At 57.2% G+C, this 14,177-nt stretch carries 12 protein-coding genes; 2 read left to right on the top strand and 10 right to left on the bottom strand.

Annotated features, from left to right (window positions below; translation table 11 throughout):
* Positions 1–2 precede the first annotated feature (2 nt).
* Positions 3–965 (top strand): MucB/RseB C-terminal domain-containing protein, encoded by a 963-nt coding sequence (locus GHN86_RS08750; protein WP_153378372.1) that lies wholly within the window; start codon positions 3–5, stop codon positions 963–965.
* 178 nt (positions 966–1,143) lie between these two features.
* Positions 1,144–2,571 (top strand): DegQ family serine endoprotease, encoded by a 1,428-nt coding sequence (locus GHN86_RS08745; protein WP_153378373.1) that lies wholly within the window; start codon positions 1,144–1,146, stop codon positions 2,569–2,571.
* 66 nt (positions 2,572–2,637) lie between these two features.
* On the opposite strand, the gene GHN86_RS08740 is transcribed toward GHN86_RS08745, so the two are convergent.
* The 10 genes from GHN86_RS08740 to GHN86_RS08695 all read right to left on the bottom strand — a co-directional run bounded on the left by GHN86_RS08740 (position 2,638) and on the right by GHN86_RS08695 (position 14,121).
* Positions 2,638–3,126 carry an RDD family protein gene (locus GHN86_RS08740; protein WP_153378374.1) on the bottom strand — a complete coding sequence of 163 codons (489 nt, stop codon included), beginning with the start codon at positions 3,124–3,126 and terminating at the stop codon, positions 2,638–2,640.
* 96 nt (positions 3,127–3,222) lie between these two features.
* On the bottom strand, positions 3,223–3,435 hold the full coding sequence (locus tag GHN86_RS08735) for a cold-shock protein (RefSeq protein ID WP_153378375.1): 213 nt from the start codon (positions 3,433–3,435) through the stop codon (positions 3,223–3,225).
* Positions 3,436–3,809: 374 nt separating this feature from the next.
* Positions 3,810–4,934, bottom strand: coding sequence for a glycine cleavage system aminomethyltransferase GcvT (gene gcvT / locus GHN86_RS08730; RefSeq protein WP_153378376.1), 1,125 nt, complete (start codon positions 4,932–4,934; stop codon positions 3,810–3,812).
* Between the two features lie 17 nt (positions 4,935–4,951).
* A complete protein-coding gene (locus GHN86_RS08725; protein ID WP_153386444.1) occupies positions 4,952–6,328 on the bottom strand; it encodes an L-serine ammonia-lyase in 1,377 nt (458 codons plus the stop codon).
* Between the two features lie 188 nt (positions 6,329–6,516).
* A complete protein-coding gene (gene gcvP / locus GHN86_RS08720; RefSeq protein WP_153378378.1) occupies positions 6,517–9,375 on the bottom strand; it encodes an aminomethyl-transferring glycine dehydrogenase in 2,859 nt (952 codons plus the stop codon).
* A gap of 10 nt (positions 9,376–9,385) precedes the next feature.
* Positions 9,386–9,769: a glycine cleavage system protein GcvH gene (gene gcvH, locus GHN86_RS08715; RefSeq protein WP_153378379.1), complete on the bottom strand. Its 384-nt coding sequence runs from the start codon at positions 9,767–9,769 to the stop codon at positions 9,386–9,388.
* Positions 9,770–10,051: 282 nt separating this feature from the next.
* A complete protein-coding gene (locus tag GHN86_RS08710) occupies positions 10,052–11,560 on the bottom strand; it encodes a sigma-54-dependent transcriptional regulator (RefSeq protein ID WP_153378380.1) in 1,509 nt (502 codons plus the stop codon).
* Positions 11,561–11,696: 136 nt separating this feature from the next.
* Positions 11,697–12,056 (bottom strand): DUF5064 family protein, encoded by a 360-nt coding sequence (locus GHN86_RS08705; RefSeq protein WP_153378381.1) that lies wholly within the window; start codon positions 12,054–12,056, stop codon positions 11,697–11,699.
* A 56-nt stretch (positions 12,057–12,112) separates the two neighbouring features.
* Positions 12,113–13,042, bottom strand: a complete 930-nt coding sequence (gene arcC / locus GHN86_RS08700) for a carbamate kinase (RefSeq protein ID WP_153378382.1) — start codon at positions 13,040–13,042, stop codon at positions 12,113–12,115.
* 68 nt (positions 13,043–13,110) lie between these two features.
* Complete coding sequence (locus GHN86_RS08695; RefSeq protein WP_153378383.1) at positions 13,111–14,121, bottom strand: ornithine carbamoyltransferase; 1,011 nt, start codon at positions 14,119–14,121, stop codon at positions 13,111–13,113.
* Positions 14,122–14,177: the final 56 nt, after the last annotated feature.

Here is a 14,177-nt window from a genome sequence, read left to right as displayed (position 1 = left end):
TGATGCGCGTTCTACCTCTGTTACCTCTTCTGCTCAGTGGCTGGTTTGCTGTTCCTGCCCATGCAGATGAAGCCCAGGACTGGCTTAAACGTCTTGGGCAGGCTGAGCAGCAGCAAAGCTATCAAGGCACTTTCGTTTACGAGCGTAATGGTAGTTTTTCTACCCACGGTATTTGGCACAGCGTGCTGGATGGCAAAACGCGTGAACGGTTGATGCAACTGGATGGCGCTGCTCAGGAGGTAGTTCGCAGTGACGGCCGCACTGAGTGTGTCGGTGGCAAGACGATTTCCGGTCTAGGCAACGTCCGTGTTGCCGCGACGCGCAAGTTTGATGCGCAAAAGTTGATCAACTGGTATTCAGTGGCCAAGACGGGAGACTCTCGTGTTGCCGGTCGGCCGGTTGAAGTGATTACCTTGAGCCCGCGCGATCAGCATCGCTATGGGTTTGAGCTTTATCTGGACAGCGAAACCGGCGTGACCCTCAAGTCCTTGCTGCTTAATGACAAGGGGCAGTTACTGGAGCGCTTTCAATTCACCACGTTTGACCCTGTTGCACCCGGCGAGAGCCAGCTTCAGCCTACAGGGCGATGCCTTTCAGCGGTTGCATCAAACACTTCTGCGCCCGCGCCGAAATCTTCTGAGGAGTGGCATTCGGATTGGCTGCCTTCCGGTTTTGAACTGGTCGCAAGTGCTGTTACACGTGATCCACAGACCAAATCAGAAGTCACCAACCTCCTGTATGACGATGGCTTGACCCGCTTCTCGGTCTTTCTTGAACCCCTGCTTGGCGCTTCGGTTCCCGACAGCCGCTTGCAGCTGGGACCGACCGTTGCCGTTTCGCGTCATCTCACCAGTCCGGATGGCGATATGATGGCGACCGTAGTAGGCGAAATTCCCATGGGCACCGCTGAGCGAATCGCGCTGTCTATGCGAGCAGGTGTGGTCGAACCTCAGGCCAAACCTTAGGGCGGCTCAGACATGGCAGGTGACAATTTCAGTTTGCCAATCCCTTATGTTTTTATGAAGGTCAGAGTCCTGAAGGGCTCTGGCCTTGTTTGTTTTTCGGGGCCTGAAAAACGGTCTATGCTTTGACCTTGGTTTTTGGTGCCTGCCGCTTAACTTTGCTGCTAATAACGGGAGCTGTATGTCGATGCCTCGATTGAAATCTTATTTACCCATTTTTGCAGCCGTAATGATGCTCGGGCAGGCAGTGCCAGCCTTGGCTGAAGCACAGCTGCCTGACTTCACACAGTTGGTCGAGCAAGCTTCGCCGGCAGTGGTGAACATCAGTACCACGCAAAAATTGCCGGATCGTCGAATTTCCAGCATGGGCCAAATGCCTGATCTGGAAGGTCTGCCACCAGGCCTCCGTGATTTCTTTGAACGCAGCATCCCACAACCGCGTGGCGGGCAGGGCGGCCGACAGCGTGAGGCCCAGTCACTGGGGTCGGGTTTTATCATCTCGCCGGATGGTTACATTCTGACCAACAACCACGTGGTGGCCGATGCTGATGAAATTATCGTGCGCCTGTCCGATCGCAGTGAAATGAAAGCCAAGGTTATCGGCACCGACCCGCGTTCCGATGTTGCCTTGTTGAAAATCGATGGCAAGAATTTGCCTGTCCTGAAGCTGGGCAAGTCTCTGGACCTCAAGGCGGGTCAATGGGTAGTCGCGATCGGCTCTCCGTTCGGTTTTGACCATACCGTGACCCAAGGGATTATCAGTGCAATCAATCGCAGCCTGCCGAATGAAAGCTACGTGCCATTTATCCAGACAGACGTGCCAATCAATCCGGGTAACTCGGGCGGCCCTCTGTTCAATCTGGCGGGTGAAGTGGTGGGTATCAACTCGCAAATCTACACCCGTTCCGGTGGTTTTATGGGGGTGTCTTTCGCGATTCCAATCGACGTCGCGATGGATGTTGCCAACCAGCTCAAAGCCGGTGGCAAGGTTAGCCGCGGCTGGTTGGGCGTGGTGATTCAAGAGGTCAACAAGGACCTGGCCGAGTCGTTCGGTCTGGAAAAACCGGCTGGCGCGCTGGTGGCTCAGGTGCTTGATGATGGCCCGGCTGCCAAAGGTGGTCTGCAAGTGGGGGACGTGATTCTGAGCATGAATGGTCAGCCAATCATCATGTCTGCTGATCTGCCGCATCTGGTCGGCGCACTCAAGGCGGGTAGCAAAGCAAGCCTTGAAGTCGTCCGTGACGGCAAGCGCAAAACCCTTGACCTGACAGTGGGTGCTATTCCTGACGAAGGCAAGGAGATGAACGCTGTCACCGGCGCCGAGCAAAGCAGCAACCGTCTGGGCGTGTCTGTGGCGGACTTGAGCGAAGAGCAGAAGAAAGCCAACGACATCAAGGGCGGCGTCATCATCAAGGATGTTCAGGACGGTCCAGCGGCCTTGATCGGTCTGCAACCGGGTGACGTGATCACTCACTTGAACAACCAGGCCATCAACAATGCCAAGGAGTTCGCTGATATTGCCAAGGCATTGCCGAAGAACCGCTCGGTGTCGATGCGGGTTCTGCGTCAGGGCCGTGCCAGCTTTATCACCTTCAAGCTGGCGGAGTAAGCAGCAACGGGATCTTCCCGGATAACAAAAAGCCCGTGTCGAGAGACACGGGCTTTTTTGTGTGGGCTATTTCTTTTGCTTGGGAATGCGCACCAACTGTGTGCCGGAATAAAGGTCATGCCAGGTACGTTTTTGCTTGTCGAACAGCGACCAGAGAAAGCCCAGTCCCAGACATAGCCATGAACCAATCGACACGATAAAACGCAGCAGTGCTTGCCACAAGCTGATGGCGGTGCCGTCTGCATTCTGAACCCGCACGCCCCACACCTGCATACCAAGGGTTTGCCCTGAGTGAGTCCAGAACTTGGCAAAGAAGGTGAATAGAACAAAAAACAGCAGGGTAGAGAGCAAGGGATCGCCATCCAGAGCCCCCGATTCGGACAACGCCCGCATTTTGGTTTCGCCGATAAAGCCCATCATGACCAGCTTGTAAATAAACGTGGTGACAATCAGCAGGGCCGTACACAGCAAGAAATCATAGAAGATGGCTGCCAAGCGGCGCCCCAGTCCGACGGCAGGAAACTCGCCTTGGGGGCTAAGCGGTGGAATAGACATGGCAGACTCTCAGTCAGGTAAAAATGCCATCTTACGAAATTGCGCCCATAAAAAAGCCTCTGATATCAATATCAGAGGCTTTTGTGCAGTAGAAAGTTAACCTTCGGCTTGCACTTCGTCAGCTTGCAGGCCTTTTTGGCCCTGAACTGCGATGAACGTAACTTTCTGGCCTTCTTTCAGGCTTTTGAAACCATTACCCTGAATGGCTCGAAAGTGTACAAACAAATCGGGACCGTTCTCAGGGGTGATAAAACCAAAACCTTTCTCGTCGTTAAACCACTTGACGGTACCGCTTTGACGTTGGGACATTTCTTAATTCCTTGACACTTACAATTAATGACAGCCTCTTCGCACAGAAGAGGACTGGTGCTGGGTTGCAGGAAGTAAGAGACGTAGAACGGGTTGTAGCAAACAACGAAGCTACTGCCCAGGTCACGATTCCAGCGACCCTTGCAAACACAGTAAGCAAACTCTACGAAAACGAAATTAAAAAAACAACCCTTTGAGCAAAGCCCTTGAGTTCTGTTTGTTATGCTTGAATCCTGTTTAATAAACAGAACATATTAATAGTTGTGTTCAATTAAACGGATGTTTTAACTCCATTGTTTACTATCGTACAAAGACACTGAAAGGTGGCAGTGTTGCAGGCACTTGCACAGGGCCTGCAACTGCTAAGCCAAAGGTTAACCTCTGTAATAGCGCTGCGGTACAAACGGCATTTTCGCCACTTTCATCGGCACTTTTTTCCCCCGCACGATGGCCCAGACATCAACGCCCAATGATGCAAATGCGGTGTCCACATAACCCATCGCCAAAGGCGCTCCCAGTGTTGGCCCAAAACCCCCGCTGCAGACAGTGCCAATAGGCGTACCGTCAGCGTCGACAATCTCTGCCCCTTCGCGTACCGGGGTGCGTTCCTGTGGCAGCAAGCCTACACGTTTGCGCGCCACGCCCTGCTGCTGCTGGGCGAAAATGCGTTCAGCGCCGGGGAACCCTCCGGCGCGCGGGCCATCGACGCGGCGCGCCTTGGAAATGGCCCACAGCAAGCTCGCTTCAATCGGCGTGGTTTGTTCGTTCATGTCGTGCCCGTACAGGCACAGACCGGCTTCAAGGCGCAGCGAGTCACGCGCTCCCAGGCCAATCGCCTGCACTTCAGGCTCTGCCAGCAGGCGACGAGCCAACGCTTCGGCTTGTTCTGCTGGAACCGATATTTCAAAGCCGTCTTCGCCGGTGTAGCCCGAGCGGCTGACAAAGCAGTCCGTGCCCAGTAGTTGCACCGCAGCAAATTGCATAAAGGTCATGTTGGCCACTTCAGGCGCCAGCCGTTCCAGCGCTGTTACGGCTTGCGGGCCTTGCAGGGCGAGCAGGGCGCGCGCTTCAAACAGTGGCTCAATGCTGCAATGTTCGCTCAAGTGGTTGCGCAGATGCGCCAGATCCTGCTCCTTGCACGCCGCGTTGACTACCAGAAACAGTTGATCATTGCCCAGGTTGGCAACCATCAAGTCGTCCAGAATGCCGCCATGTTCGTTGGTAAACATGGCATAGCGCTGCATGCCCACTGGCAAGTCGATAATGTCCACCGGCACCAGCGTCTCCAGGGCCTGGGCAGCATCGGCACCGGTGAGGCGAATTTGGCCCATGTGCGATACGTCGAACAGCCCGGCATGTTCACGGGTGTGTTGATGCTCTTTCATTACGCCCAGTGGATATTGCACGGGCATGTCATAACCGGCAAAGGGCACCATGCGGGCGCCAAGCTCAATGTGCAGTGCGTGCAGAGGGGTTTTAAGCAGGTGTTCGGTGGACATTCGAAGCTCCTTGAAAATCAGCACTCAATAATGTTGACAGCCAGACCGCCACGAGCGGTCTCTTTGTATTTGCTTTTCATGTCAGCGCCGGTCTGGCGCATGGTGCGGATCACTTTGTCCAATGACACAAAGTGTTGACCGTCGCCTCGCAACGCCATGCGCACGGCGTTGATGGCCTTGACCGAGCCCATGGCGTTGCGCTCAATACAGGGCACTTGCACCAACCCGCCAATCGGGTCGCACGTCAGGCCCAGGTTGTGCTCCATGCCGATCTCGGCCGCGTTTTCAACTTGCTGCACGCTGCCGCCCAGCACTTCACACAAGGCACCGGCAGCCATCGAACAGGCCACCCCGACCTCGCCTTGGCAGCCGACTTCGGCGCCTGAAATCGAGGCGTTTTCCTTGTACAAAATGCCAATGGCCGCCGCCGTGAGCATAAAACGCACCACACCGTCTTCATTGGCACCGCCGATAAAGCGCATGTAGTAATGCAGCACCGCGGGAATGATCCCGGCCGCGCCGTTAGTGGGTGCGGTCACCACGCGGCCGCCGTTGGCGTTTTCTTCATTGACCGCCAGCGCATACAAGTTCACCCAGTCGAGCACCGAAAGTGCATCGCGCAACGCGGCTTCGGGGTTACTGCACAGCTGACGGTGCAGCGCGGCGGCCCGTCGTTTGACCTTCAGGCCTCCAGGCAAAATGCCCTCGTTGCGGCAGCCCGCGCTGACGCAGTCCTGCATGACTTGCCAAATATTGAGCAGACCCCTGCGAGTTTCGGCCTCCGGGCGCCATGCGCTTTCATTGGCCATCATCACCTGACTGATCGACAGGCCGTGGGTGACGCAATGGTGCAGCAGGTCTTTGGCGGTCTTGAACGGATACTTCAGCTCGGTGCTGTCTTCGACGATGCGATCAGCGCCGGCAGCGCCTTCATCCACTACGAAGCCGCCGCCAATGGAATAGTATTCGCGACTGCGGATCTGAATGCCGGCGGCATCCAGTGCACGAAAAATCATACCGTTGGGGTGATAGGGCAGGGGTTTGCGAATCATCGCCAGATGCGATTTTTCATTGAAATCGATGGGGTGTTCGCCCAGCAGGTTCAAGCGCCCGCTGCTGCGGATTGTGGCCAATCGCTCGGCCACGGTGTCAGTGTTGACGGTGTCCGGGTGTTCGCCTTCCAGGCCCAACAATATGGCTTTGTCGCTGCCATGACCTTTGCCGGTAGCGCCCAATGAGCCATACAGCTCGACTTTTACGCAGGCGGTGTTTAGCAGTAGCCCGTCACGGCGCAACCCTTCGACAAAGCGCGCGGCGGCACGCATGGGGCCGACTGTATGGGAGCTGGAAGGACCAATGCCAATCTTGAACAGGTCGAACACGCTTAACGACATAGGGTTCTCCGGTTTCTTATTAGGTTTTAGCTTGCGGGGGGACATCCCGTAGCAGCTGCCGAAGGCTGCGTTCGATTGCGAAGCAATCGTAAAACCTGATCCTGCGTTCTGACTGATAGATCGCACATTCAGATTTACGACGGCTGCGCCGCCGGACGCAGCCTGCGGCAGCTGCTACGGCGTTGTGTTTACGCCTCCTGGTAGCTTTCGATTGACGGGCAGGCGCAGACCAGGTTGCGGTCGCCGAACACGTTGTCGACCCGGCCAACCGGCGGCCAGTATTTACCTTCGATCAAAGACGCCACCGGGTACACGGCTTGCTCACGGCTGTACGGATGAGTCCATTCGCCCACCATTTCAGCCGCGGTGTGCGGAGCGTTTTTCAGCGGGTTATCGTCTTTGTCCAGTGTGCCGTTTTCGACTGCGCGAATTTCGTCGCGGATACGGATCATGGCTTCGCAGAAGCGGTCCAGCTCTTCTTTGGACTCGCTTTCGGTCGGCTCGATCATCAACGTGCCAGCCACCGGGAACGACATGGTCGGGGCGTGGAAGCCGAAGTCGATCAGGCGCTTGGCCACGTCATCGACACTGATGCCGCTGCTGTCCTTGAGCGGGCGCAGGTCCAGAATGCATTCATGTGCAACCAGGCCGTTGCTGCCTGAGTACAGCACCGGATAGTGCTCTTCAAGGCGGCGGGCAATGTAGTTGGCGTTGAGGATGGCCAATTGCGACGCACGCTTGAGGCCTTCGCCGCCCATCATGCGGATGTACATCCAGGTGATCGGCAAAATGCTCGCGCTGCCAAAGGGCGCCGCGCAGACTGCGCCCTCCTTGCGTTCCATCGTGCCGTGCCCCGGCAGGAACGGCGTGAGGTGCGATTTAACGCCAATCGGGCCGACGCCCGGGCCGCCACCGCCGTGGGGAATGCAGAAGGTTTTGTGCAGGTTGAGGTGGGATACATCGCCGCCGAACTTGCCCGGTGCGCACAAGCCGACCATGGCGTTCATGTTGGCGCCGTCGATGTACACCTGACCGCCGTTGTCATGGATGATGCCGCAGATTTCGCGGATACCTTCTTCGAACACGCCGTGGGTCGACGGGTAGGTGATCATCAGCGCGGCGAGATGATCTCGGTGTTCAAGGGCTTTGGCGCGCAGGTCTTCAATGTCGACGTTGCCGCGTGCATCACAGGCGGTGACGACCACCCGCATACCGGCCATGTTGGCGGTGGCGGGGTTGGTGCCGTGGGCCGAGGACGGAATCAGGCAGATGTCGCGGCGTTCATCGCCACGGCTCTGGTGATAGGCGCGAATGGCCAACAGCCCCGCGTATTCGCCTTGCGAGCCGGCGTTCGGTTGCAATGAAATGGCGTCATACCCCGTGGCCGCGCACAGCATGGCTTCCAGTTCGGTGGTCAGTTGTTGGTAGCCCAGACTTTGTTCGGCGGGCGCAAACGGGTGCAGGTTGCCAAACTCGGCCCAGGTCACCGGGATCATTTCGCTGGCAGCATTGAGTTTCATGGTGCATGAACCCAGCGGAATCATTGTGCGATCCAGTGCCAGATCCTTGTCAGCTAAACGACGCAGGTAGCGCATCAGCTCGGTTTCTGAGTGGTAACGGTTGAACACCGGGTGGCTGAGGATCGGCGACTGGCGAAGCAACGCAGCGGGCAACATGCCGGTCACGGTGTTGGCCAAGGCGTCGAAGTCCGGCAGGGCTTGACCGTCTGCGGCCAACAAGGCCCACAGCGCGGTGACGTCAGCCTGGCTGCTGGTTTCGTCCAGCGACAGGCCCAGACGCTGCTCATCAATCACGCGCAGGTTAATGCGTTGATCGTGCGCTTTGGCGTGCAAAGCTGCAGTGTTACTGCCGGTGTTCAGGGTCAGGGTGTCGAAGAAGTGCGCTTGCTCGACAATCAGCCCCAGCGCGGTGAAGCCTTTGGCCAGAATGGCCGTCAGTTGGTGGGTGCGCTGAGCGATTTGGCTCAGACCCGCCGGGCCGTGGTACACGGCGTACATGCTGGCAATATTGGCCAGCAGCACTTGTGCGGTGCAGATGTTGCTGGTGGCCTTTTCGCGACGGATATGTTGCTCGCGGGTTTGCATCGCCAGACGCAGCGCGGGCTTGCCGTGGCGATCCACTGAAACACCGACCAGACGCCCCGGCATGTCGCGCTTGAACGCGTCGCGGGTGGCGAAGTAAGCCGCGTGTGGGCCACCGAAGCCCAGAGGCACGCCAAAACGCTGGGCGCTGCCGATGGCCACGTCAGCGCCAAACTCACCCGGCGGCGTCAACAGGGTCAGAGCCAGCAGGTCAGCGGCAACGGCTACCAACCCATGGGCGGCGTGAAAACGCTCAACCAACTCGCGGTAGTCAAACACTTCGCCGTTGCTGGCAGGGTATTGCAGCAGCGCGCCGAAAAACGCCGAAACGTCGCTCAGTTCGCGCTCATCAGCGACTACAACCGTGATGCCCAGAGGTTCGGCACGGGTGCGCAACACATCAAGGGTTTGTGGGTGGCAGTGGCTGGATGCAAAAAACGCACGGCTGGTTTTGTTCTTGCTCAGGCGTTTGCAGAACGTCATTGCTTCAGCGGCAGCGGTGGCCTCATCGAGCAACGAGGCATTGGCAATCGGCAAGCCGCTGAGGTCGCTGATCAACGTTTGGAAGTTGAGCAGGGCTTCTAGGCGGCCTTGGGAAATTTCGGGTTGATACGGCGTGTAGGCGGTGTACCAGGCCGGGTTTTCCAGCAGGTTGCGCAGGATCGGTGAGGGCGTATGGCAGTTGTAATAGCCTTGGCCGATATAGGTTTTACACAGTTGGTTTTTCGCCGCGATGGCTTTGATCGAAGCCAGCGCATCGGCTTCACTCTGACCGGCGGGCAGGTCGAGCACGCTGGTGCCCTTGATGCTGTCCGGGATGACGCTGGCGCTGAGCGCTTCCAGGGAGTCAAACCCGAGGGTGGCGAGCATCGCCTGCTCATCGGCCTGACGCGGGCCAATGTGGCGTGCAATAAATTCGTTGGCAGTGCCGAGATTGATGGTCATGACGGGCTCCTCAGGCTTGGGCGTTGGCTTTGATCAGGCGGTCATAGGCATCTTGATCCAGCAGTTTGCTGACGGCGCTGGCATCGGTGGGCTTGAAGCGGAAGAACCAGCCTTCGCCCAGCGGGTCTTCGTTGACCAGTTCCGGGCTGTCATCCAGCGCCGGGTTCACTTCGAGCACTGTGCCGTCCAGTGGCATGTACACGCCGCTGGCAGCTTTTACCGACTCAACTGTGGCGGCTTCTGCGCCCTTGTCGTAGACCTGCAATTCAGGGAGTTGCACAAACACCACATCGCCCAGAGCGTTTTGCGCAAAGGCAGTAATGCCTACGGTGATGCTGCCGTCAGCTTCGGCGCGCAGCCATTCGTGGTCTTCAGTAAAACGCAATTCGCTCATGCAAACTCCTCGGGGCCAGACATGTCTGGTGGTCACAGTTAATGCTCGCGCACGTCGAGCTTATTGAGGAGAAGAATGCAAGATGGTTGCCAGTTTAAAAATATCTATATTTTTCAATGGCTTAATGATTTTTGGAGCGAGTTGACAGCACACCAGCTGTAGCGAAATCGATACAGTTGCCGGGTTGGAAAAAAGTCTTTGCGGATCAAAGCCTTGCACAGTTGAGCTTAGCGCTGCCTGTATCGAAATCGTTCCACTGGAATGATTTCGATACAATTTTGCTTATTCCTTCGCGGGGATGCCGTATTTGCGCAGTCGGTGTGCAATGGCCGTGTGAGATGTTTGCAGGCGGCTGGCCAATTGCCGGGTCGAGGGGTAGCTGACATAAAGCTTTGTCAGCAGCGCTTTTTCGAAGGACTCGACCGCTTCTTCGAGGGTTTCTATCTCGCCATCACTTTGCCGTGCAACCGAAGTGCCTGCGATGTCCAGATCGCCAATGTCGACCAGTGTGCTTTCGCAGATGGCGGCGGCGCGGAAGATGACATTCTGCAATTGACGTACGTTGCCTGGCCAGGGATTGCCCAGCAACGCCGGGTAGGTGCCCGGCGCCAGGCGGCATACCGGACGCTGTATCTGCGTGCACGCCTGCTGCATGAACGTACGCGCCAGCAGCAGAATGTCCTGACCGCGCTCACGCAGGGGCGGTACGGCGATGTTGAGTACATTCAGGCGGTAGAACAGGTCTTCGCGAAAGGTGCCCTCGCTGACCATTTTTTCGAGGTCGCGGTGGGTGGCGCTGAGGATGCGTACATTGACCTTGACCTCGCGCTCGCCACCGACCCGGCGAAAGCTGCCGTCGTTTAAAAAGCGCAGCAACTTGGCTTGCAGGTACGGTGACATTTCAGCGATTTCATCGAGAAACACCGTGCCGTGGTTGGCCAATTCCATCAGGCCCGGTTTACCGCCGCGTTGGGCGCCGGTAAAAGCACCGGGGGCATAGCCGAACAGTTCGCTTTCGGCGAGGTTCTCGGGCAGCGCTGCGCAGTTCAAGGCCAGAAAGGGGGCGTTGAAACGATCACTGATGGCATGGCAGGCGCGGGCCACGAGTTCTTTGCCGGTTCCGGTTTCACCCTGAATCAGCAGCGGTGCATCCAGCACGGCCACGCGTTGGGCGCGGGCCTTGAGGGTGCGAATAGCCGGTGAATCACCCAATAGGGCGTCAAAGCCTTCGGCATGGTCGTGATGCAGGGCGGCCAGTCGCTCACCAATACGGCTGGGCTGGTACAGCGTGAGCAGGGCGCCGGCATCGGTGATCGGCGTTGCGTCGAGCATCAGCGGGTGACCGTTGAGCGTGACTTCGCGCAGGGGAAGACGAAAGCCATTGCTCAGCAACACACCAAGCAAGCCGGGATCGCTGAACAGTTCGCCGATACTTTCTCCGGTCGGTTCATGGCCGTATAGCGCCACGAGTGCAGGGTTGGCCAGTAGCACATGGCCGTCGCTGTCCAGCGCCAGCACTGGGTCGGTCATGGCTGCCAGCAGCGCATCGAGCTGCAGGTGGCGGCGTTGACCGGGAAGGATGTCGACCACCGTGACAGCCTGTACACCCTTGATGTTGAAGAGCGCATCGCGCAACTCATCGAGGACCTGCTGACTCAGGGTCGGGGCGTCGATGTAGACGTTGGGCGGAACCATTTCCACGGCATCCAGATTAAGGTTTCTCCCACCGAGCAAGGCCAGGACTTCCTGGGTGATGCCGACACGGTCGATAAAACTGACATGGATGCGCATGAACGGTGATTACTTTTGGCCAGCAGGGTTGGCCAGTATGCCTTGGTGGGGAGGCCAAGGCCAAAGACGAAAGGATAAGAAGGATTATGCAGCCGCTGACGAACACAGCCTCGCTTCGCTGCTCAGCGGCTACAGATCAAGCCAGGTGGTCGAGTTTGATTGGATCGCCCGGCTTGTGGTTGAGCTGGGCCATGACGTCGGCGAACATCTTGTCGTAGTAACCATGCATCGCACGAATGTCTGCGGTTTTTGGAATGCCGTGTTTCACGGCAATCTGAAATGCGTCGTGGGCAAAGTTGTAGGCCATGTCCTTGGGTAGCGTGAAAGAATCCTTGAACTCCTTCTTGTTGATCTGGCCGTGCATGTCGAACTGCATCGACTTGCCCTCCTTGGGGTCCTGTACGACCTTGTAGTCAATCTTGATGTCGTACCCGAAATCGCCAGGTTGCAGGGGTTCTCGATGAATGTGCAAATGACCGGGTTCGAACGAGGCCATAGGGATGCTCCTTGAGGCAAAGGGAAAAGGGCAGGCCCTGCGGCCCGCCCTCTGGTTCAAAAGTAGGTGATGCCAGGTTTCTCGGTGCTGACCCGTGTACCCGCTTTACCTTGAACGATTGCTTCAATATCTGCCAGTGCGCCAATGACTGCGGTGTTGCCGGTTTTACGGGCAAACTCGCAGGCGGCTTCTACCTTAGGCCCCATCGAACCCGAGGCGAAGCCAAGTTTTTCCAGCTCGTCCGGGTGGGCATGGGAAATGCCTTTTTGCGTAGGTTTGCCCCAGTCAATAAAGGCTGCAGTGACGTCCGTGGCGATGACCAGCAGATCGCTTTTCAGTTCCTGCGCCAGCAGCGACGAGGCCAGGTCCTTGTCGATAACGGCTTCGATGCCTTGCAGCTTGCCGTCTTCGGTGTACATGGTGGGAATGCCGCCACCGCCTGCACAGATCACCACGGTGCCTTGTTCCAGCAGCCATTTGATCGGGCGAATTTCAAAGATGTGTTTGGGTTTTGGGCTTGGCACCACACGGCGGAATTTGTCGCCATCCGGGGCAATGGCCCAGCCTTTTTCGGCCGCCAGACGCTTGGCTTCTTCTTCCGTATAAACCGGGCCAATCGGCTTGGTCGGTTTTTGGAAGGCCGGGTCGTTGGGATCAACTTCAGTCTGAGTCAGCAACGTGGCGAACGGCACTTCCTTGGGCAGCACGTTGCCCAGTTCCTGCTCGATCATGTAGCCGATCATGCCTTCGGTTTCAGCGCCCAGCACGTCCAGCGGATACGGTGCGACTTCTTTGTAGGAAGCGGCTTGCAAGGACAGCAGGCCCACTTGCGGGCCATTACCGTGGGCCACAACCAATTCGTTGCCAGGCGCAATACGGGCGATTTGTGCGGCGGCGGTGCGGATGTTTTCGCGTTGGTTCTCTGCGGTCATGGGCTGACCGCGACGCAGAAGGGCGTTACCGCCCAGTGCTACGACGATACGCATAGACAATGTCCTTCTAAAAAACCGGAATGGGGCTGCAGGAGCGGGCGTACCCGCTCCTGCAGTGAGGCTTAGATATCAGCCAGTGCTGCCACCAGAATGGCCTTGATGGTGTGCATACGGTTTTCCGCTTGTTCAAAGGCAATGTTGATTGGGGACTCGAACACTTCCTCAGTCACTTCAATGCCGTTTTTGAGGTTCGGGTGGTGTTCTGCCACATCTTTGCCGACCTTGGTTTCACAGTTGTGGAACGCTGGCAGGCAGTGCATGAACTTGACCCGAGGGTTTTCTGCCGCCTTGATGATGTCCGAGTTGACTTGGTACGGCAGCAGCAATTTGATGCGTTCGTTCCAGGCTTCAACCGGCTCGCCCATCGATACCCACACGTCGGTGTGGATGAAGTCGACGCCTTTGACCGCCGCTTTTGGATCTTCTGTCAGGGTGATGCGTGCGCCGCTTTCTTTAGCGTATTCCTGGCACTGTTTTACAAACGACTCTTCCGGCCACAGGCTTTTTGGTGCGCCAATACGCACGTCCATGCCCAGTTTGGAGCCGATCAGCAGCAGCGAGTTACCCATGTTGTTGCGAGCATCGCCCAGGTACGCGTAGCTGATGTCATGCAGCGGCTTGTCGCTGTGTTCGCGCATGGTCAGCACGTCAGCGATCATTTGGGTCGGGTGGAATTCAGCGGTCAGGCCGTTGAACACCGGTACACCGGCATACTTGGCCAGTTCTTCGACGATGGCCTGTTCAAAGCCGCGGTATTCGATGGCATCAAACATACGGCCCAGAACGCGGGCGGTGTCTTTCATGCTCTCTTTGTGACCGATTTGCGAAGAAACCGGGTCGATGTACGTCACGTGTGCGCCCTGATCGTGGGCGGCCACTTCAAACGCGCAACGGGTACGGGTCGAGGTTTTTTCGAAGATCAAGGCAATGTTTTTGCCTTTAAGGTGTGGCTGTTCCGTGCCGGTGTACTTGGCGCGCTTCAGGTCGCGGGACAGATCCAGCAAAAAGTGCAGCTCACGTTGAGTGTGGTGCATCAGGCTCAGTAAGCTGCGGCCTTTCATGTTAAACGCCATGGTGATCTCCTTGGTTTCTGGTTAACCGGCTTGCGCCAGCCCTTTGTGGGGGCAGG

The sequence above is a fragment of the Pseudomonas helleri genome (assembly GCF_009600315.1).
GTDB lineage: Bacteria > Pseudomonadota > Gammaproteobacteria > Pseudomonadales > Pseudomonadaceae > Aquipseudomonas > Aquipseudomonas helleri_A.
Note: the sequence above shows the minus strand (reverse complement) of the source record. Positions and strands in the feature narration are given on the sequence as shown.

Bases quoted from the DNA above. Each gene is read 5' to 3' on its own strand.
- GHN86_RS08750 (WP_153378372.1), top strand. From the start codon at position 3: ATGCGCGTTCTACCTCTGTTACCTCTTCTGCTCAGTGGCTGGTTTGCT.
- GHN86_RS08745 (WP_153378373.1), top strand. From the start codon at position 1,144: ATGTCGATGCCTCGATTGAAATCTTATTTACCCATTTTTGCAGCCGTA.
- GHN86_RS08740 (WP_153378374.1), bottom strand. From the start codon at position 3,126: ATGTCTATTCCACCGCTTAGCCCCCAAGGCGAGTTTCCTGCCGTCGGA.
- GHN86_RS08735 (WP_153378375.1), bottom strand. From the start codon at position 3,435: ATGTCCCAACGTCAAAGCGGTACCGTCAAGTGGTTTAACGACGAGAAA.
- gcvT (WP_153378376.1), bottom strand. From the start codon at position 4,934: ATGTCCACCGAACACCTGCTTAAAACCCCTCTGCACGCACTGCACATT.
- GHN86_RS08725 (WP_153386444.1), bottom strand. From the start codon at position 6,328: ATGTCGTTAAGCGTGTTCGACCTGTTCAAGATTGGCATTGGTCCTTCC.
- gcvP (WP_153378378.1), bottom strand. From the start codon at position 9,375: ATGACCATCAATCTCGGCACTGCCAACGAATTTATTGCACGCCACATT.
- gcvH (WP_153378379.1), bottom strand. From the start codon at position 9,769: ATGAGCGAATTGCGTTTTACTGAAGACCACGAATGGCTGCGCGCCGAA.
- GHN86_RS08710 (WP_153378380.1), bottom strand. From the start codon at position 11,560: ATGCGCATCCATGTCAGTTTTATCGACCGTGTCGGCATCACCCAGGAA.
- GHN86_RS08705 (WP_153378381.1), bottom strand. From the start codon at position 12,056: ATGGCCTCGTTCGAACCCGGTCATTTGCACATTCATCGAGAACCCCTG.
- arcC (WP_153378382.1), bottom strand. From the start codon at position 13,042: ATGCGTATCGTCGTAGCACTGGGCGGTAACGCCCTTCTGCGTCGCGGT.
- GHN86_RS08695 (WP_153378383.1), bottom strand. From the start codon at position 14,121: ATGGCGTTTAACATGAAAGGCCGCAGCTTACTGAGCCTGATGCACCAC.